18 protein-coding genes are annotated in these 19186 nt (G+C 43.4%); 1 reads left to right on the top strand and 17 read right to left on the bottom strand.

Going from position 1 to position 19186, the window contains the following annotated elements:
* The first annotated feature begins 149 nt into the window (after window positions 1-149).
* Window positions 150-3590, top strand: a complete 3441-nt coding sequence (gene mfd, locus Xinn_RS12015) for a transcription-repair coupling factor (RefSeq protein WP_086953516.1) — start codon at window positions 150-152, stop codon at window positions 3588-3590.
* Between the two features lie 112 nt (window positions 3591-3702).
* Here mfd and umoD read toward each other — a convergent pair whose 3' ends face one another.
* The 17 genes from umoD to plsX all read right to left on the bottom strand — a co-directional run bounded on the left by umoD (window position 3703) and on the right by plsX (window position 19183).
* The gene (gene umoD / locus Xinn_RS12020; RefSeq protein WP_086953517.1) at window positions 3703-4170 is read right to left on the bottom strand and encodes a UmoD family flagellar biogenesis regulator; all 468 of its coding nucleotides are present in this window, start codon (window positions 4168-4170) and stop codon (window positions 3703-3705) included.
* A gap of 474 nt (window positions 4171-4644) precedes the next feature.
* Window positions 4645-5949 (bottom strand): NAD(P)/FAD-dependent oxidoreductase, encoded by a 1305-nt coding sequence (locus Xinn_RS12025; RefSeq protein ID WP_086953518.1) that lies wholly within the window; start codon window positions 5947-5949, stop codon window positions 4645-4647.
* Window positions 5950-6359: 410 nt separating this feature from the next.
* Window positions 6360-7379, bottom strand: a complete 1020-nt coding sequence (gene nagZ / locus Xinn_RS12030; protein WP_086953519.1) for a beta-N-acetylhexosaminidase — start codon at window positions 7377-7379, stop codon at window positions 6360-6362.
* 77 nt (window positions 7380-7456) lie between these two features.
* Window positions 7457-8287 (bottom strand): phosphotransferase, encoded by an 831-nt coding sequence (locus Xinn_RS12035; RefSeq protein WP_244590192.1) that lies wholly within the window; start codon window positions 8285-8287, stop codon window positions 7457-7459.
* Between the two features lie 19 nt (window positions 8288-8306).
* Window positions 8307-8876, bottom strand: coding sequence for a penicillin-binding protein activator LpoB (lpoB, locus tag Xinn_RS12040; RefSeq protein WP_086953521.1), 570 nt, complete (start codon window positions 8874-8876; stop codon window positions 8307-8309).
* A gap of 81 nt (window positions 8877-8957) precedes the next feature.
* Complete coding sequence (gene hinT, locus Xinn_RS12045; RefSeq protein WP_086953522.1) at window positions 8958-9308, bottom strand: purine nucleoside phosphoramidase; 351 nt, start codon at window positions 9306-9308, stop codon at window positions 8958-8960.
* A gap of 18 nt (window positions 9309-9326) precedes the next feature.
* Window positions 9327-10106: a metal-dependent hydrolase gene (locus Xinn_RS12050; protein WP_086953523.1), complete on the bottom strand. Its 780-nt coding sequence runs from the start codon at window positions 10104-10106 to the stop codon at window positions 9327-9329.
* Window positions 10107-10128: 22 nt separating this feature from the next.
* A complete protein-coding gene (holB, locus tag Xinn_RS12055; RefSeq protein ID WP_086953524.1) occupies window positions 10129-11118 on the bottom strand; it encodes a DNA polymerase III subunit delta' in 990 nt (329 codons plus the stop codon).
* Window positions 11115-11756, bottom strand: coding sequence for a dTMP kinase (tmk, locus tag Xinn_RS12060; protein WP_086953525.1), 642 nt, complete (start codon window positions 11754-11756; stop codon window positions 11115-11117). The genes holB and tmk overlap by 4 nt, the downstream gene beginning before the upstream one ends.
* Entirely contained in the window at window positions 11753-12778 is a 1026-nt protein-coding gene (mltG, locus tag Xinn_RS12065) for an endolytic transglycosylase MltG (RefSeq protein ID WP_086953526.1), read from the bottom strand. Before mltG ends, tmk begins: the two co-directional genes overlap by 4 nt.
* A 65-nt stretch (window positions 12779-12843) precedes the next feature.
* Window positions 12844-13668, bottom strand: a complete 825-nt coding sequence (gene pabC / locus Xinn_RS12070) for an aminodeoxychorismate lyase (RefSeq protein ID WP_186435686.1) — start codon at window positions 13666-13668, stop codon at window positions 12844-12846.
* Window positions 13669-13787: 119 nt separating this feature from the next.
* Entirely contained in the window at window positions 13788-15029 is a 1242-nt protein-coding gene (fabF, locus tag Xinn_RS12075; RefSeq protein ID WP_086953528.1) for a beta-ketoacyl-ACP synthase II, read from the bottom strand.
* 74 nt (window positions 15030-15103) lie between these two features.
* Window positions 15104-15340 carry an acyl carrier protein gene (gene acpP / locus Xinn_RS12080; protein WP_012989255.1) on the bottom strand — a complete coding sequence of 79 codons (237 nt, stop codon included), beginning with the start codon at window positions 15338-15340 and terminating at the stop codon, window positions 15104-15106.
* Window positions 15341-15491: 151 nt separating this feature from the next.
* Window positions 15492-16226 carry a 3-oxoacyl-ACP reductase FabG gene (gene fabG / locus Xinn_RS12085; RefSeq protein ID WP_086953529.1) on the bottom strand — a complete coding sequence of 245 codons (735 nt, stop codon included), beginning with the start codon at window positions 16224-16226 and terminating at the stop codon, window positions 15492-15494.
* 11 nt (window positions 16227-16237) lie between these two features.
* Window positions 16238-17167 (bottom strand): ACP S-malonyltransferase, encoded by a 930-nt coding sequence (gene fabD, locus Xinn_RS12090; RefSeq protein ID WP_086953530.1) that lies wholly within the window; start codon window positions 17165-17167, stop codon window positions 16238-16240.
* Between the two features lie 18 nt (window positions 17168-17185).
* Window positions 17186-18139, bottom strand: coding sequence for a beta-ketoacyl-ACP synthase III (locus tag Xinn_RS12095; protein WP_086953531.1), 954 nt, complete (start codon window positions 18137-18139; stop codon window positions 17186-17188).
* A 6-nt stretch (window positions 18140-18145) separates the two neighbouring features.
* Window positions 18146-19183 (bottom strand): phosphate acyltransferase PlsX, encoded by a 1038-nt coding sequence (gene plsX / locus Xinn_RS12100; protein ID WP_086953532.1) that lies wholly within the window; start codon window positions 19181-19183, stop codon window positions 18146-18148.
* Window positions 19184-19186: the final 3 nt, after the last annotated feature.

Here is a 19186-nt window from a genome sequence, read left to right on the forward strand (position 1 = left end):
AGAGTAGCCGTACTATATGGATGGAGCCATTCACATTCCGGTTCTGTTTTTTTACTTTCTCTCAACCTGCCAGCGTATTTATTGTAAAAACCTCTGGGTTAACTGTGTGTTGGGACTGGACTGAATCTTAGAGAACACATCAAACGCTTATGTCCGCAAAATATCGTTATCAACTTCCTGAACGCCGTGGTGATACCCGACAACTGGGTAACCTGATCGGTGCTGCCAGTGCCATTGAATGCGCCGAAATCATTGAACGCCACCCCGGGCCTGTGCTGCTAGTGACAAAAGATATGCAGAACACCTTACGGCTGCGTGATGAAATTCCACAATTTACCCGTACTTCAATAAACATCCTGTCCGATTGGGAAACATTACCTTACGATAGCTTTTCTCCTCATCAGGAAATCATTTCAAATCGTTTATCTACCTTGTATCAGTTACCTTTTATGACAGAAGGTACGCTTATTCTGCCTGTTAATACGTTGATGCAACGTGTTTGCCCTCATAAGTATCTCCAAGGGCACGCTTTGATCATGCATAAAGGGCAGCGTATTTCCCGTAATAACTTACGGAAAAATCTGGAACAGGCCGGTTATCGCAGTGTTGAACAGGTTCTTGAACATGGTGAATTTGCCACACGCGGAGCCTTGTTTGATCTGTTTCCGATGGGAAGTGAACATCCTTATCGTATCGATTTCTTTGATGACGAAATTGACAGTCTGCGCACTTTTGATGTCGATAGCCAGCGGACGCTGGAGGAAGTAGAGAAAATCAGTCTGTTACCTGCCCATGAGTTCCCGACAGATAAAGAAGCCATTGAACTGTTCCGCAGCCAGTGGCGTGAAAAATTTGATGTCCGACGGGATGCTGAACACATTTATCAGCAAGTCAGTAAAAAAATGTTACCAGCAGGCATTGAATACTGGCAGCCATTATTCTTTGAACAGCCTTTGTCTACATTATTTGATTACCTGCCTGAAAACACACTGATTATTGTACAGGATTTAATGAGTGCGGCAGAACGTTTCTGGCAGGATACCGAGCAACGCTTTGAAAGCCGTAAAATTGACCCAATGCGACCATTGCTTCCTCCCGACCAAATTTGGCTTCCCGTCGACAGGCTGTTCGCCGAACTGAAAAAATGGCCCCGCATCCAGATCAAGAATGAAGAACTGACACCAAAAGCCGGAAATACTAATCTCGCTTATCAGCCTTTACCTGATATTTCCATTGCCGCACATCATAAAGCACCATTAGATAAAGTGAGACGCTTTATTGAGCAGTTCGACGGCAAAATCATTTTCTCAGTGGAAAGTGAGGGACGCCGGGAATCTGTAAATGAATTGCTATCCCGAGTCAAAATTCACCCGGTCACCATACACCAGCTAGCAGATGCTAAAGAAACTGGGTGTTTTTTAATGGTGGGCAGCGCCGAACAGGGCTTTATTGATGAAGAGAAAAAGCTCGCGCTGATTTGTGAAAGTGACATGCTTGGTGAGCGCGTAACTCGCCGTCGTCAGGATAACCGGCGCACAATTAACACCGATACCCTGATTCGTAACCTAGCCGAACTTCGTCCCGGGCAGCCAGTCGTACATCTTGAGCATGGCGTCGGGCGCTATCAGGGGTTAACAACTCTGGAGGCCGGTGGTATTAAGGCTGAATATCTCATCCTGATTTATGCCGGAGAAGATAAACTGTATGTGCCCGTTTCATCTCTGCATTTAATCAGCCGCTACGCCGGAGGAGCGGAGGAAAGTGCGCCTCTGCACAAGCTTGGTGGTGAAGCATGGAATAAAGCTCGCCAGAAAGCGGCAGAGAAAGTCCGGGATGTTGCGGCTGAATTGCTGGATATCTATGCGCAGCGAGCCATTAAACCGGGTTTTGCGTTTAAGCACGATCGGGAACAGTATCAATTGTTCTGCCAGAGTTTCCCATTCGATACAACACCCGATCAGGAGCAGGCCATTAATGCAGTACTGAGTGATATGTGCCAGCCAATTGCAATGGACAGGCTGGTCTGTGGTGATGTCGGTTTCGGTAAGACAGAAGTCGCAATGCGAGCCGCTTTTACCGCTATCAATAATAATAAACAGGTTGCTATTTTAGTTCCGACGACGCTGTTAGCCCAACAGCACTATGATAATTTCCGCGATCGCTTTGCGAACTGGCCTGTACATATTGAAATGATGTCACGGTTCCGCAGTACCAAAGAACAGCAACAAGTTATAGATATGGCAGCAGAAGGGAAAGTCGATATCATCATCGGTACGCATAAACTGTTGCAGAGTGAAATTCGCTGGAAAGATTTGGGTTTATTGGTGGTGGATGAAGAGCACCGTTTCGGTGTCCGCCATAAAGAGCGCATTAAAGCTATCCGTGCAGATGTTGATGTTCTGACGATGACTGCAACCCCAATTCCTCGGACGCTCAATATGGCAATGAGCGGGATGCGCGATCTGTCGATTATTGCTACCCCTCCAGCCCGCCGTCTGGCGGTAAAAACTTTTGTACGCGAATATGACAGTTTAGTTGTTCGGGAATCTATTCTGCGTGAAATCTTGCGCGGTGGTCAGGTTTATTATCTCTATAATGATGTCGAAAATATTGAAAAAGCCAAAAGTCGTCTGGAAGAATTAGTCCCTGAAGCCAGAATGGCTATCGGTCATGGACAAATGCGTGAACGTGATCTGGAACGTGTCATGGCGGATTTCCATCATCAGCGTTTTAATGTGTTGATATGCACCACAATTATTGAGACCGGTATCGATATTCCGACAGCCAATACCATTATTATCGAACGGGCGGATCACTTCGGGCTGGCTCAGTTACACCAATTACGCGGACGTGTCGGTCGTTCTCACCATCAGGCATATGCATATTTGTTAACTCCTCACCCCAAAGCAATGACTAAGGATGCTCAAAAGCGACTGGAAGCAATTGCCTCACTTGAAGATCTGGGAGCAGGTTTTGCTCTGGCAACTCATGATTTGGAAATCAGAGGCGCCGGTGAGCTTCTGGGTGAAGATCAAAGTGGTCAAATGGCAAGTATCGGTTTCACGCTCTATATGGAGCTGCTGGAAAGCGCCGTTGATGCACTCAAAAATGGGCGGGAACCCTCACTGGAGGATTTAACCACCAATCAAACCGAGATAGAACTACGTCTACCGATGCTTTTGCCTGATGATTATATCCCGGATGTCAATATGCGTCTGTCTTTCTATAAGCGTATTGCCAGCGCCCAAAATGATAGTGAGCTGACAGAGTTAAAAGTTGAGCTCATTGATCGGTTCGGTGCCTTACCTGATCCGGGCCGGCATTTACTGCAATCTGCCTCTATCCGCCTTACGGCTCAGAAACTGGGAATAAAACGTATCGAAGCCCATGAAAAAGGCGGCTTTATTGAATTTAGTCGGAGTAATAAGGTAGACCCTCACTATCTCATCAGCTTATTGCAGACCCAGCCTAATATCTATCGGTTGGATGGGCCTTCTAAGTTGAAATTTATCACTGAGTTAACCGAAAGAACGATACGCTTATCATTCGTACAGACATTATTGGAGGCATTCGGGCAACATCAGATATAACAGTGTCAGTAAGGCTGGCTGTTTTTCTAACGCAGTTAGAATATCAACAGATTATATACTTATCTCCGGGAACATAATAATTATGTGACTGGAGATATTTTTCTGGCTCTTTCTATAAATACGGTGCAAGGATCAATTTTCCTTTTCCATCCAGAGGGATCAATTGATCTGGTTTATGTATCACCCTTACTTTTCCCGGTTTATTACCAATAGTATAAATGACATCATACCCAATAATACGCAGCTCCCGATTCTGAAATGTAATACAATTTTTTAATTCATAATAGCTCAGAGAGTAATATTTTTTTGTTATATTTAATAATTCAATGAAAGAAAATATACTATTTTCATATACAGATGAGTGATTATTTTCGGTATTAACAAATATGGTCAGTAATGGCAGCAACATTCCATTACAATAATATTTTGGAGCTGAATCTATTGTTATGATAGGCTCAGAAGAGAGCACCTGTGCATGCTTAGGCTGTGGGTTTTTAGGGAAAAGCATTGCGTAAATACCAATAGTAATAATAACAATAAGAGAATAAATCCCACACTGCCTTGTCTTTATTTTACTCACGCAGCACCTTATTACACTAATAATTTTATACACTCCTTACTTAAATATTCCTATGAACTATTTTTGGCAACTAAAAACTCGCTCAATTGGTTATTAAGAAAAATCTTATTTTATAAAAAAATCAAACTTCAATTACACTCTCAATCAACTGATTTAATTATCATTTAAAATATATAAAACAGGAAGTTAAAACTCACTTCATATTATATATTTTATTACGATGTAAAACTTTCATCACCACTTACCCTTCCTGATCCTAACAGATAAACATAACTTTTTATGCCATGGTTATCTAACTAAAATTAGCTTTATTATAAGGATTAGCCATATTCAAAAAATGAGAAAGGAATAAATTATGATGGGTATAACAAAAAATATAATGATATTGAGTAAAAATAATGAAAAATTTAGTGGTTCACCTGAAATTTATTGAATATATCATTAATCAAATTCAGATAAACCACTCTTGTTCAGTTAGTGCAATTTCAATCGTGGGCGGATAACACGATTTATTCCACCAACCAGCATCATTAAGCCGGTTTTAATATACCCATGCAATGCTACCTGATGCATACGGTACAGCGAGATGTAAACCATACGTGCAATACGGCCTTCCACCATCATAGAACCACGCATCAGGTTACCCATCAGGCTGCCAACGGTGCTGAATTTAGATAAAGACACCAAAGAGCCGTGATCTTTATATTCATATTCTTTCAACGGCTTTTCACTCAGTAAAGCCAGAATGTTGTCATAGCAGCGGCTCGCCATTTGGTGAGCAGACTGAGCGCGTGGAGGAACAAAACCACCCTCTTTTTTCGGGCAGGATGCACAGTCGCCGATAGCAAAGACAGTATCATCCAGTGTTGTCTGTAAAGTCGGCTTCACCACCAGCTGGTTTATACGGTTTGTTTCCAGCCCGCCAATCTCTTTCATAAAATCTGGTGCTTTAATTCCGGCAGCCCAGACCATCAAAGAGGCTTTGATCTGCTCGCCATCTTTAGTATTCAGACCATTTTCATCTGCACTGGTTACCATAGTCTTGGTTAAGACTTTAACACCAAGTTTAGTCAGCTCTTGATGTGCAGCACCGGAGATACGTGGTGGCAATGCAGGTAAAATGCGTTCGCCAGCTTCAACCAAAGTCACATTCAGTGCGTCTGAATTCAGGCTTTCAAAACCATAACTGTTCAGCTGCTTAACTGCATTGTATAGCTCTGCGGATAGCTCAACGCCTGTTGCTCCGCCACCAACAATCGCTATATTCACTTTTTCTTCCGGGCATTGATTCGCGGAATATTTCAGGAACAGATTCAGCATTTCATTATGGAAACGATGTGCCTGCTGCGGGTTATCAAGGAAAATACAATTTTCTCTTACACCAGCCGTACCGAAATCATTCGACTGGCTGCCCAGTGCCATAACAAGAATGTCATAAGCTAACTCACGCTCTGGTACCAGCAGATCTCTACTTTCATCGCGAATTTCAGCCAGTGTGATTTTCTTCTCTTCACGATTGATATTGGTAAGTGTACCTAATTGGAAGTTGAAGTAATGATTGCTTGCATGAGCAAGATAGCTCAATGCATCAACACCATCATCGAGAGATCCTGTTGCTACCTCATGTAATAATGGCTTCCATAAATGGCTGTTGTTGCGATCCACCAAAGTGATTTCGGCTTTTTGCTTATGCCCTAATTTATGTCCCAAACGTGTTGCCAGTTCTAAACCGCCAGCACCCCCACCAATGATGACAATTCTTGTCTTTGGCGTTGTCATGACTACCCCACTGAAAATACAACTAATGTTATGTAAAGCGCTAAAAATTTTTTGACCAACGTTCTTAAATAACATCAGTGATAACTTTTATACTGAAAATATCGTCAGAATATCACGGCTGGTCAGTAGGTCATACCAAAAATGCCCCTGCTAAATTCTTTTGATTAATTAGACGCCAATCACAAAATTTACTTGCTTAATACGAATAAGCCTGACTCAAATCCAATTTATTAATATTTATAATTTACAATGTTAATTATATGTGATTAACGGCATTTTTTTGATGAAATACATGGGAGCATACTAACTTAAAATGGAAAGTAAAAAGTAATAAATAAAAGGAGATACAAAAAGACAGGCTCATAAAATAACAGTCCTGTCTTGTGTTTGGTGTAATAAATCAGAAATGATTAACCACAGCTTAGCCAATGTTCACATAAATTATTTAATTGCCTATTTGCCCGCTGCCAGCGTTCTGATTTTTTCAGTTCTTCCAGACTGAACTGCCCACCCTGATGATATAACCGAGTTACCTTATCTGAGTTAACTATCGGTAAGTTATCCAGTACATGAGTTGCTCCCTGACGGTTATTACACACCAGAATCATATCACAACCCGCTTCCAGTGAGGCTTTTGCCCGATCAGCATACCCTCCCATAACAGCCGCGCCTTCCATAGATAGATCATCTGAAAAAATAACGCCATTAAACCCCAGTTGCTGACGTAAAACGTTTTTCAGCCAGTATGGAGAAGCGCTTGCCGGACGATCATCAATCTGGGGGTAGATAACATGCGCAGGCATAATCGCATCAAGCAGGTTTCGTTGAATAAAATCGCGGAAAATCAGCATGTCGTGACAGCTAATTGCATCCATTGAGCGATTATCCACGGGTGTTTCTTTATGTGAATCCGCTATTACTGCTCCGTGTCCGGGGAAATGTTTACCCGTTGATTTCATCCCAGCAGAATGCATTCCCCTGATAAATCGCTCTGCCATCACCATCGCGGGTTCAGGCTCTTCATGAAACGAACGTTCACCAATGGCAGTGCATTTGTGACCTAAATCCAGTACAGGCGCGAAGCTGATATCAATGTCCATTGAAATCATTTCTGATGCCATCAGCCAGCCAGATTCTTCTGCCAAATGCCCTCCCATAAGATCGTCATGTAAACAGGCAAATGACTGAGCCGCAGGCAATCGCGTGAACCCTTCATGAAAACGCTGTACCCGGCCTCCTTCCTGATCAACAGCAATGACTAAACGGTGGCGGGAGGCTTCGCGGATTTGGCGGATTAAGTCACGCAACTGCTGAGTATCATCGAAATTGCGGGTGAACAGGATCAAACCGCCCACTAATGGATGCTGTAAAATTTCACGCTCTTCATTATCCAGTTCATGACCAACAACATCTAACATTACCGGACCCATACATTCCTCACTTCTTATTGGTTACCTGTTTATTGGTGACCTATTGGTTGCCATCTTATTAATTGCCGACCTGCATGTTAAAGCGTCAGCTTAAAGCGTAGACGCAAAGGATAAGCCAGCGCTAAAAATTGCGGATCTTTTGTCTGCTGCCAGCGTACTTCATACCACATCAGCATCATGTACCTGACCCACGGTTTCCACTGCTTAATTTTCTGCTGTAATAAAACGATATCACTGTATCCTGACGCCTCAGTACAATAATAATTCAAAAAAAATTCCTGTTGTATGTCACTCCATTGATTTCCTTCAAACAGCGCCGCTAATGAAAAACCAATATCAACATCCGTTGCATATTCCCAGTCAATCAGTTTCACCCCATCCGATGTCATTACCAGATTATCAGGATGAATATCCATGTGAGCCGGTGCTATTTTCAAAGGAACTGGCATTTTCGCTGATATAAAAAATTTATGCAGCCGTAACCAACGGGGAGAAAGCCGGGTTTTATCAATTTGTTGCCACTGAGATGCTAATTGTTGTTTGAGCTGGAAGGAATACCCCAATGGTGCGTGGTTATGGAGAGTAGCGATGGTTTTCGCCAGTGATTGCTGAAATGCCGGTAAACCGAATTCTTCTGCTGAAATTTTTGTTCCTGCCAACCATTCCAGTAACAGCCAATCACCGTGCATTGCGATCACATCAGGAGCTATGCCAGTCAAAGATAATTTACGTAATATCCGCTGTTCCCGCTGACGGTTGACACCCAGAGCACCACTATGCCATGTGTGTTTGCGCCCTACCATCTGACACACGCCATCGGTGATATAGTGACTGCCCTGAGTCAGCCCTGTTAATGGCCTGATTTCCCAATTTTCTGCTGGAATGTCAGGCCATTTCTGACGCAACATTCCAGATAAAGTTTCATTATTAGTTAATATCACTGCTATCAGACCAGAGTATCTCGCCCGTTTTAACCAGCATAAGCTGCATGTTTATCTTACGCTGTTGGTTATCACCAGATACTACTGAATAAACCACATAATCAGCGTGTAAATAACGGGCCAGACCGATAGCTTTACTGCGTGATACCAGACTGTCTTCTGATGACAGCCCCAGTGCCTGCCGGGCATAATATACCTGATTTTTCGGCACAACCTGAAAAACATGCGTATTATTGACCACATCGGTAATTGCATCAGTTGCCTTAAGCGTTCTCAGTGAACTGTTCGTATTATTTTTGACAGTATCAACAAGCAGTAACTTTCCGGCTTCTACACCATGAGCTTTCGCCATCTGAGCTACTAATGGCTGAACGATATTATCCCAGTTAATTGACTGGAGTTTCGGAGGCTGAGGAACTTTCTGTAATGGAGGTTCTGTTTTTTGCTCAGGTTTAACCGGTTCAACAGGTGTAACAGGAGCAGGCGGTTGTGTTTGTGTCAATGTACAACTCGCCAGCAACATTGCTGATAATACAACCAAGAAAACTCTTTTCATTAATCTACTCCAGTTACAACGCTGCCATGCTTACCTTTCTTCTTAAACGTAGCCGCATTAACAAAAAAGCAATGAGTAATATTACTTTGCCAGTAACGGACCTAACGGTTGCCCACCAACCAGATGCATATGAATATGAAATACTTCCTGACCTGAATGACGATTACAGTTCATGATGAGGCGGTAGCCATCTTCGGCAATTCCTTCTTGCTTTGCAATCTTTGCAGCAACCGTGAACAAGCGACCCAATGCAGCTTCATGCTCTGGAATAACATCATTAACTGTTGGAATAAGTACATTAGGAATAATCAGAATATGAGTCGGTGCCTGAGGGGTAATGTCTCTGAATGCAGTCACCAGCTCATCCTGATATACGATATCAGATGGAATTTCACGGCGGATAATTTTGCTAAAAATAGTTTCTTCTGCCATCTCATTTCTCCTTTATTATCATTTAATGTCGATATGAAACAAATCACAAAAATTTCTTGTTGTCACTTCGGCTAATTCCTCAATACTGACTCCTTTCAATACTGCCATATACTCAGCAACATCACGTACATAAGCAGGCTGATTTTGTTTGCCACGATGAGGAACCGGTGCCAGATAAGGTGAATCAGTCTCTACCAGAATACGATCGAGCGGGACAAATCTGGCTGCTTCGCGAATTTGTTCAGCATTGCGGAATGTCACAATACCCGAAAAGGAAATATAAAAGCCAAGATCCAGTAAATCCCGCGCTGTATCTTTATCTTCGGTAAAACAATGCAAAACCCCGCCACAATCCTGCACTTTTTCTTCCCGCAACACTAGCAGGGTGTCATCTTTTGCTTCACGGGTATGAACAATTACCGGCTTATTTAATTCACGACCAATGCGAATATGCTGGCGGAATGAAGTTCTCTGCAATTCTGCATTATCTTTCTGATAATAATAGTCAAGCCCAGTTTCGCCCATTGCGACAACATCATTATCTGCGGCTAAACGTGCAAGTTCATCAAAATCATAACCTTCATCCAAATTTAACGGATGAATACCACAGGAATACGCAACATTATCACGTTTACCAATCAGGTTTTTCATTTGCAGGAAGCCGGGTAATGTAGTCGCAACTGCCAGCAGATACTTAACATCCCTTTCTGCGGCTTTAGCCACTACATCATCCACACTTTTATGCAGTGTTTCATAATCTAAACAATCGAGATGACAATGTGAATCAACTAAAAACATAATATGCCCATATTTAAATATATTACCGAGTGGAGCAAAGCTGCTTTTCCCAATTGAGTAATTGTTCAGTCAATAACAATTCCCGATTGATACCCGCTACGGATATTAATTGATGACGACAGCGTACCCAATCATCAGCTGTATTTAACAATTTTTCCATACTTTGACTGGAGGCCAGATGGTAAACCAACATCTGCTGATCCTGATTGATACAGTAATTTTGTGCCTTCTGATGCCATTTCACCGCATCAGACAACAGACTGATCAGCCAGTATAAAGATTGTTGCACATCATCACGATTCAATAATGACAAAAGTGACAAGGTATCACATTTATGCAATGCCTGAGTGATAGCCTGACAAAATGCATTTCTCTGCTGCCATTTTTCGGTCTGGAGTAACTGTTTTGCCGCCAGTGGTGCTCCCTGAGACAATTTTAAGGCTGTCTGGATATCCTGTGGTGATATTGCCGGAAGCTGATTTTGCAGCCAGTACAAACCAGTCTGGTTATCAGGAACAGGCAGAAAATAATAAAAACAGCGGCTTCGTAGCGTTGCCAGTAAGCTGGCGGGCTGCTGGCATCTCAACAGGAAATAGGTATTGCCGGGTGGCTCTTCCAGCGTTTTTAACAACGCATTTGAGGCTGCATCAGTCAGTGCTTCTGTTGATGGTATCCAAGCAATCTTTGCGCCGCCCTGTTGAGAATATTCATAAAGCTTTTCACTAAGTTGCCGTACTGCATCTACACCAATTGTGCTTTTTCCCTTTTCAGGGGCAAGAACATGCCAGTCAGAATGTGTTTCTGCCAACATCAAATGACAGCCGTGGCATTTACCGCAACTTTTTATTCCCTGTTTATCCTGACACATTAGCCAGCGGCTTAATCCATAAAGCAGCGCATCAGCACCGGTTCCTTCATAAGCATGGAGCAAAAGAGCGTGATGACCGCGCCCCTGTTGGTGGGATTCAATCAGCTGACGATATGCATGGTTAAGCCACGGATACCAACTCATGCCTGCATTTCCTGTTGTTTCAGCCAATGTTGCAGTGCCTGACGTATATCAGCCTGTACTTTTTCCAATGGCTGCGTTGCATCTATTTTTATGATGGACTTATCCTGTGCGACCAATTCAAGATACCTTGTACGGGTACGATGGAAAAAATCTAATGATTCTTTTTCAATGCGATCCAGCTCACCACGTTCTCTAGCTCGCTGTAAGCCAACCTCTGGCGGCAAATCAAGGTAAATCGTCAAATCAGGGGAAAAGCTACCGAGCGACGCTTCACGTAGTGAAGCCAGTAAATGTCTGTCAATATTACGCCCGCCTCCCTGATATGCCTGTGATGACATATCATGGCGATCACCAACAACCCAGCAACCTTTTGCCAGTGCAGGCTTGATTACATTTTCCACAAGCTGAACTCTGGCAGCATAAAGCATCAGAACTTCTGCTTTATCCGTCAAGATTTCACCTTCTATCCCTTGTTTGATCATCTGGCGTAATTTTTCTGCTAATGGTGTTCCACCCGGTTCACGGGTAAAAACAAGATCAGAAATTCCGGATTGCTTCAGTGTATCAGACACTGTCTGGATAGCCGTGGTTTTTCCTGCGCCTTCAAGCCCTTCAATAACAATAAATTTGCTGTTCATTTATCCTGCTTTAATCTCTGGCGATAAAGGCTTACCGCTCTATTATGCTCTACTAAATTTGTGGTAAAAGTATGGCCGCCATTACCATCTGCGACAAAATATAAATAGTTTGTGACCGCCGGATGGGCTGCTGCCTTAAGTGAGGCAAGCCCCGGCATGGCAATTGGTGTGGGTGGCAGCCCCTCAATCATATAAGTGTTGTATGGCGTAAAGGTGCTCAGACTGCTACGGAAAATAGTGCCGCTGTATTTATCCCCCAGCCCATATATCACTGTCGGATCTGTCTGTAACCGCATCTTTAAACGCAACCGATTAACAAATACAGAAGCTACTTTAGCGCGCTCAGACTCTACGGCAGTCTCTTTTTCGATGATAGATGCCATAATTAACATCTCATAAGCACTCTTATAAGGCAGATTTTCAGCCCGGCCTTTCCATTCCTGATCTACCGCCATCACCATTTTTTGATGAGCACGTTTGAGTAACTCTGTATCGCTTGTACCTGCGGTATAGAGATAAGTATCAGGATAAAACCACCCTTCCAGAGAACTCTCAGTTTTCATACCCAGCAGTTCTGCCAGCTCTTGGGGGGGTTTATCTTCTGCGACATGTTTTAAGTATGGCGCATTCTGCAATATTTTTGACCAATCAGAAAGACGGCTGCCTTCAACAAAACGAATAGCAAATTGAACTTCTTTACCGCTGGCAAATAACCGCAGAACTTCCTCTACCGACATATTTTTCTGTAACCGGTAAGTTCCCGCCTTAAACTTGAGCAATTCTGGTTCTAATCGGAATACCCACGGCAACAATCCGTTATCTTTAATTAAATTATGCTGAATCAACAACGTCTCTAAGCCGAGACGCCCCGTTCCGGCTGGTAATGTAAAAATGAGATCCTGATCCAGATTAACCTTCTGTGCAGAAAAGTTTTCCACTTTTTTGATAAAAAAGAAAAATGCTATTGCTGCAATAAAAATAATCAATCCAGGTAAAATAAGAATGCGTTTTTTGAGTTTCATTCGATTACCACTTTCATCTGCTTTCAATGGCTTGCTGAATCACTACAGTTTAATTACCCTCAAAGCTACAGACTTAAACATTCAGGCAATAAATATTCATAGAGTTCTCTGGAGTGATATTTCCATGCTGGCTGATTTTTATGTGCCTGAATCTGATTAACAGCCATTATAGGCATCAGTGAATTACAAATAATGACTTCATCAGCGTGAGCCAATGCTTCAGGATAACGCATAACACACGACAAGTTATAATCACTGCCTTCCAATAACTGGATTATCTTCTGTCGCATAACGCCCTCCACACCACACTGGCTTAAATCCGGAGTATAGATATTTTTGCCTCTGCGCCAGAAAATATTAGCGCTACAACATTCAACTAATAAACCATCACTATCAAGCACTAACGCTTCATCGACTTTTTCCTGTTCAATAAGCCGTTTTATCAGAACCTGTTCTAACCGGTTCAGATGCTTGATTCCCGCCAGATAAGGATTAATTCCCATTGCAACAGGGCTAAGCCCCAATGCAACACCATTTTTCCGCTGCTGATAGTATTGTTCAGGATATGAGCTCAATGAAAGGATCTGATTCGGCCCGCTAATGCCAGCCATGCTGTAACCGCGTCCCCCTGTCCCTCTGGATAAGAGTACTTTTAAAACGCCTGACTCACATTCTGTTATAACTTGTTTTATATGGTTTTCCAGTTGCGACCAATCCGGTACTGGCATAAACAGTTTTTCAACGCCTTTTTGTAATCGTTTTATATGCAAAGGCAAAAAAGCCGCCTGACCTTGTTCCACTCTGATTGTAGTAAAACAACCATCACCATATTGTATCGAGCGATCATTAACAGGAAGTTGATCGTGCGGTTTGCCGTTAATCCAATACATCATCTTACTTTCTGATTCTTAAATAAAAAGGCGTGAAAACCTCAGGTTATAAGGAGGGCTATAATAGTATAAAAAAAGCCTCAACACGAGTTGAGGCTTTTTATGGAAAACAGAGTGTCTTACATCTTACGGAAAATCAGTGAACCGTTAGTCCCACCGAAGCCGAAAGAGTTACACAACGCATATTCCATTCCTTCAACTTTACGTGCTTCGCCTGGAACGAAATCCAGACGGCAATTATCATCCTGATTAACCAGGTTAATAGTTGGAGGAACAATCTGATCCCGCAGAGAAAGTACTGTGAAAATAGATTCTACCGCACCGGCTGCGCCCAACAGGTGACCTGTCATTGACTTGGTTGAGCTCACTAATACTTTAGTGTCTTGACCAAAGACAGATTCCACAGCCAGAGATTCAGCAAGATCGCCCGCCGGTGTTGAAGTACCATGAGCATTAATATAGCCCACTTGTTCTGAAGAAATGCCTGCATCTCTCAAAGCATTTTCCATAGCAAGTGCAGCTCCTGCCCCATCTTCAGGCGGAGATGTCATATGATACGCGTCACTACTCATACCAAAGCCAACGACTTCAGCATAAATTTTTGCACCGCGTTTTTTGGCGTGTTCGTATTCTTCAAGAACAACAACACCAGCACCGTCACCCAGCACAAACCCGTCACGATCTTTATCCCAAGGGCGGCTTGCACTTTGAGGATCGTCATTACGCGTCGACAGGGCACGGGCTGCACCAAACCCGGCAACACCAAATTCTGTACTTGCTTTTTCAGCACCACCTGCCAACATGATATCAGCATCATTATAAGCAATTATACGCGCTGCATGACCAATGTTGTGCACACCAGAAGTACAGGCTGTTGCAATAGAGATACTAGGGCCACGAAGACCATATAGTATGCTCAGATGACCAGATACCATATTGATAATGGTTGAAGGTACAAAGAACGGGCTGACCTTACGAGGACCGGCAGAAAGCAACGTTCTGTGGTTCTCTTCAATCAGACCCAGACCACCAATACCAGAACCAATAGCAGCACCAAAACGGCCAGCATTGGCTTCTGTTACTTCGATTCCTGCATCTTCAAAAGCTTGAATACCTGCAGCAATACCATACTGAATGAACAAATCCATTTTTCGTGCATCTTTGCGCGAAATATTGAAATCTTCATGATTAAAATTCTTCACCAAACCAGCAAATTTAGTTGCATGATTAACGGTGTCGAAATGTTCGATAAGGCCGATACCACTCTGTCCGGTACAAACAGCGTTCCAAGAAGACTCTACTGTATTGCCGACAGGAGATACCATGCCTAGTCCGGTCACGACTACTCGACGCTTAGACACGGTTATCCTCCAGGGAGGGAAAAAATGTAAGACAAAAAACATAGGCGGTCGAGCGACCGCCTAGGTATATATGCTTATTTACCTGCGTTTTCAACGTAGTCAATAGCAGCCTGAACTGTAGTGATTTTTTCAGCTTCTTCGTCTGGGATCTCAATATCGAACTCTTCTTCCAGAGCCATTACCAGTTCAACTGTGTCAAGAGAATCAGCGCCCAAGTCATCAACAAATGAAGCTGTGTTTACAACTTCTTCCTCTTTAACACCCAGTTGTTCAACGATGATTTTCTTAACGCGTTCGTCGATAGTGCTCATACTATTAAATTTCCTATCAAAACTCGCTTTCGCGATGGTTTTCGTAGTTTATAAAATACAGGAAAAGATGCAACCAAATCCCGGCTGGTCGAACCACCAACTGCTTATTTTGTATAATAAACACATCAAAAACAGTGGGTTCGCTCATTTTTTATATCATGTACATGCCACCATTGACATGTAATGTTTCACCCGTAATGTAAGCGGCCTCATCAGAAGCAAGAAACGCTACAGCACTGGCAATTTCATTTGCATTACCGAGACGATTAGCAGGAACATCAGATAAAATGCCTGCTCGTTGTTCGTCTGTCAACGCTCTGGTCATATCCGTTTCGATAAAACCGGGAGCAATAACATTGACGGTAATGCCACGAGAAGCGACTTCACGAGCCAGTGATTTACTAAAACCAATGACCCCTGCTTTCGCTGCCGCGTAATTCGCCTGCCCTGCATTTCCCATTGTTCCAACAACCGAGCCAATGGAAATAATACGCCCATAACGTTTTTTCATCATAGAACGCATTACTGCTTTTGACAGACGAAAAATCGAAGAAAGATTAGTGTCAACAATACCTTGCCACTCATCATCTTTCATGCGCATCAACAAGTTGTCACGTGTGATGCCCGCATTATTAACCAGAATGTCTATTTCACCAAATTCAGCACGAATATTCGATAGTGCTTGTTCAATGGATGCTGAATCTGTGACATTCAGTACAAAACCTTTGCCTTTATCGCCCAGATAGGCACTGATTGCCTCGGCTCCGTTTTCACTGGTCGCTGTACCAATGACAAGCGCTCCACGTTCAGCCAATAATTCTGCAATCGCTCGACCTATGCCACGGCTGGCACCAGTAACTAGTGCAATTCTTCCATCAAAGCCCATGTTTTCCTCAGTCATTTATTCAGAGCAATTGTAAGTGATGATACATCATTCACTGCTACAGCACTCAGCGTATCAACAATTCGTTTTGTTAAGCCAGTCAGTACCTTACCCGGCCCTATTTCCAACAGGTTATCAATATTCTGAGAGGCAATATACTCAACAGATTCTGTCCAGCGTACCGGATTATACAACTGACGCACCAGTGCATCCCGGATTGCATCAGCAGATTCTTGTGCTTTTACGTCAACATTATTGACAACAGGGAATTGCGGCTGGTTAAACTCAACAGACTGTAATGCATCTGCTAACTGGTCTGCTGCGGATTTCATTAATGCACAGTGTGAAGGAACACTGACAGATAAAGGCAGAGCACGTTTAGCTCCCGCTGCTTTACATGCAGCACCCGCTCGCTCTACAGCCTCTTTTTCACCAGCAATAACGACCTGCCCCGGAGAATTAAAGTTCACGGGGGAGACAATCTGCCCCTGTGCTGATTCTTCACATGCTTTTGCAATGGAGTCATTATCCAGACCAATAATGGCATACATAGCACCCTGCCCTTCAGGTACAGCTTCCTGCATCAGCTTTCCACGTAATTCGACCAGCTTAATTGCCTGTTGGAATTCAATCACACCAGCGCAAACCAGTGCTGAATATTCGCCAAGGCTATGCCCAGCCATCATGGAAGGATTTTTTCCTCCCTGTTGCTGCCAAACCCGCCAAATAGCAACAGAAGCAGCCAGCAATGCAGGCTGTGTTTTCCACGTTTTATTCAGTTCTTCAGCTGGCCCCTGCTGGACTAATTCCCATAAATCGTATCCCAAAACCGCAGAAGCTTCTGCAAAAGTTTGCTCTACAAGCGGAAATTCTGTGGCTAAGCCAGCTAGCATGCCAAGAGATTGAGAACCTTGGCCGGGAAATACCATTGCAAAATCAGACATGTTTATCTTCCTGTTAAGTTAAAAACGTACTAGCGCTGAGCCCCAGGTAAAGCCACCGCCAAATGCTTCAAGTAAAACAAGTTGGCCACGCTGAATTCGCCCATCACGGATCGCTTCGTCAAATGCAGTCGGGACAGATGCGGCTGAAGTATTACCATGACGATCCAGTGTTACAACAACTTTATCCATCGTCATATTCAGTTTTTTAGCTGTCGCTGAAATAATGCGTAAGTTCGCCTGATGGGGCACCAGCCAATCAAGCTGGGAATGAGCCAAACCATTAGCTGTCAATGTTTCATCAACAATATTCGCTAATTCTCGCACGGCAACCTTAAATACTTCATTGCCAACCATCGTAAGGTATGCTGGCGTATCCATTTTTTGGCGATCCTGATGAGCTACCGACAGCAATTCGCCATAATGGCCATCCGCATGCAGATGGGTTGACAGAATGCCCGGTTCTTCAGAAGCCCCTACGATCATTGCTCCCGCGGCATCACCAAAAAGGATAACAGTGCCGCGATCTTGCGGGTCAACAGTTTTGGAAAGCGTATCAGCACCAATAACCAGTGCGCATTTGGCTGCACCCGTTTTTATAAACTGATCAACGACACTCAATGCATATGTAAACCCGGCACAGGCAGCCGCAACATCAAAAGCCGGAATACCGTTAATACCCAACAGTTGTTGGATCTGACAGGCACTGCTGGGAAAAGCATGGGTTCCCGTTGTGGTTGCAACAACAATTAAATCAATTTGCGTTTTATCGATACCAGCCATTTCTATGGCTTGCTCTGCAGCACTGAATCCCATGGTTGCTACCGTTTCACCTTCATCGGCTATACGGCGTTCACGGATACCTGTGCGAGTGACAATCCACTCATCAGTCGTATCCACCATTTTTTCTAAATCTGCGTTAGTACGCACCTGAGAAGGCAAGTAACTGCCCGTGCCTAAGATCTTTGTATACATTTATGCTTATTCACTCTTGGGTAATACTGCATCCAGTCGGACCGCAATTTTTTCAGAAACCTGCTTTTCTACCGCCTGAACAGCTTGATCAATAGCAGCTTTGAATGCATTTTCATTTGCAGCACCATGACTTTTTATGACAATACCACGCAATCCTAATAGTGTTGCGCCGTTATGCTGATCAGGGTTTAGATGACCGAAGCGTTTTGCTATTAGTTTAAGCAAAAGCTTCCTGAATATTTTCATCAGCCATGACGATTTTTTCTTCTGCCCTTCCGGTGACTTAAGCAGAGACAGAATCACTCTGATTGTGCCTTCCATTGTCTTCAGCGTAACATTACCTGCGAAGCCGTCACACACGAGGACATCAGTCTTCCCCGTTAACAGCTCATTTCCTTCCACATAGCCTATATAGTTGATTAACTCACTATTCCGTAAGGTCATGGCGGCTTCGCGGATATTATCCAGCCCTTTGGATTCCTCTTCCCCGATATTAAGTAATGCTACACGTGGATTTTTTACACCCGCAACATCTTCAGCCATTACAGCGCCCATAATGGCAAATTGCACTAACATACGACTATTACAATTAATATTAGCGCCCAAATCCAATATGACCGTTTTTTGTTGTTTCAGATTTGGTATAGCTGTTACCAAAGCTGGCCGCTCAATTCCTTCTATCGATTTCAGCATCATCTTAGCCAGCCCCATTAATACCCCTGTATTTCCTGCACTGACACACGCCTGCGCTTCACCGGATTTCACCAGATTTAGTGCAATACGCATTGAAGTACCGTGACTGGAACGGATTGCCTGAGATGGTTTGACATCATTAGCAACGACATGTTCCGCAGGAATAATTTGCAAACGATCGAGCTGCTCAGCATTTTTGTTTGCAAGCAAAGGAGAAATGGCTTCGGGATCACCGACCAACAATAGTTTTAATCGCGGATTAGATGCCAGTGCCTGCAATGCAGCAGGCACCGTGACGCGAGGACCAAAGTCCCCGCCCATAGCATCTAACGCTAAGGTTAGATTAGCCAAGAT

Source organism: Xenorhabdus innexi, assembly GCF_002632485.1.
GTDB lineage: Bacteria > Pseudomonadota > Gammaproteobacteria > Enterobacterales > Enterobacteriaceae > Xenorhabdus > Xenorhabdus innexi.

Bases quoted from the DNA above. Each gene is read 5' to 3' on its own strand.
- hinT (WP_086953522.1), bottom strand. From the start codon at position 9,308: ATGGCAGAAGAAACTATTTTTAGCAAAATTATCCGCCGTGAAATTCCA.
- tmk (WP_086953525.1), bottom strand. From the start codon at position 11,756: ATGAACAGCAAATTTATTGTTATTGAAGGGCTTGAAGGCGCAGGAAAA.
- pabC (WP_186435686.1), bottom strand. From the start codon at position 13,668: ATGTATTGGATTAACGGCAAACCGCACGATCAACTTCCTGTTAATGAT.
- lpoB (WP_086953521.1), bottom strand. From the start codon at position 8,876: ATGAAAAGAGTTTTCTTGGTTGTATTATCAGCAATGTTGCTGGCGAGT.
- Xinn_RS12050 (WP_086953523.1), bottom strand. From the start codon at position 10,106: ATGTTTTTAGTTGATTCACATTGTCATCTCGATTGTTTAGATTATGAA.
- nagZ (WP_086953519.1), bottom strand. From the start codon at position 7,379: ATGGGTCCGGTAATGTTAGATGTTGTTGGTCATGAACTGGATAATGAA.
- mltG (WP_086953526.1), bottom strand. From the start codon at position 12,778: ATGAAACTCAAAAAACGCATTCTTATTTTACCTGGATTGATTATTTTT.
- Xinn_RS12035 (WP_244590192.1), bottom strand. From the start codon at position 8,287: ATGTTGCGTCAGAAATGGCCTGACATTCCAGCAGAAAATTGGGAAATC.
- fabG (WP_086953529.1), bottom strand. From the start codon at position 16,226: ATGGGCTTTGATGGAAGAATTGCACTAGTTACTGGTGCCAGCCGTGGC.
- acpP (WP_012989255.1), bottom strand. From the start codon at position 15,340: ATGAGCACTATCGACGAACGCGTTAAGAAAATCATCGTTGAACAACTG.
- holB (WP_086953524.1), bottom strand. From the start codon at position 11,118: ATGAGTTGGTATCCGTGGCTTAACCATGCATATCGTCAGCTGATTGAA.
- mfd (WP_086953516.1), top strand. From the start codon at position 150: ATGTCCGCAAAATATCGTTATCAACTTCCTGAACGCCGTGGTGATACC.
- Xinn_RS12025 (WP_086953518.1), bottom strand. From the start codon at position 5,949: ATGACAACGCCAAAGACAAGAATTGTCATCATTGGTGGGGGTGCTGGC.
- fabD (WP_086953530.1), bottom strand. From the start codon at position 17,167: ATGTCTGATTTTGCAATGGTATTTCCCGGCCAAGGTTCTCAATCTCTT.
- Xinn_RS12095 (WP_086953531.1), bottom strand. From the start codon at position 18,139: ATGTATACAAAGATCTTAGGCACGGGCAGTTACTTGCCTTCTCAGGTG.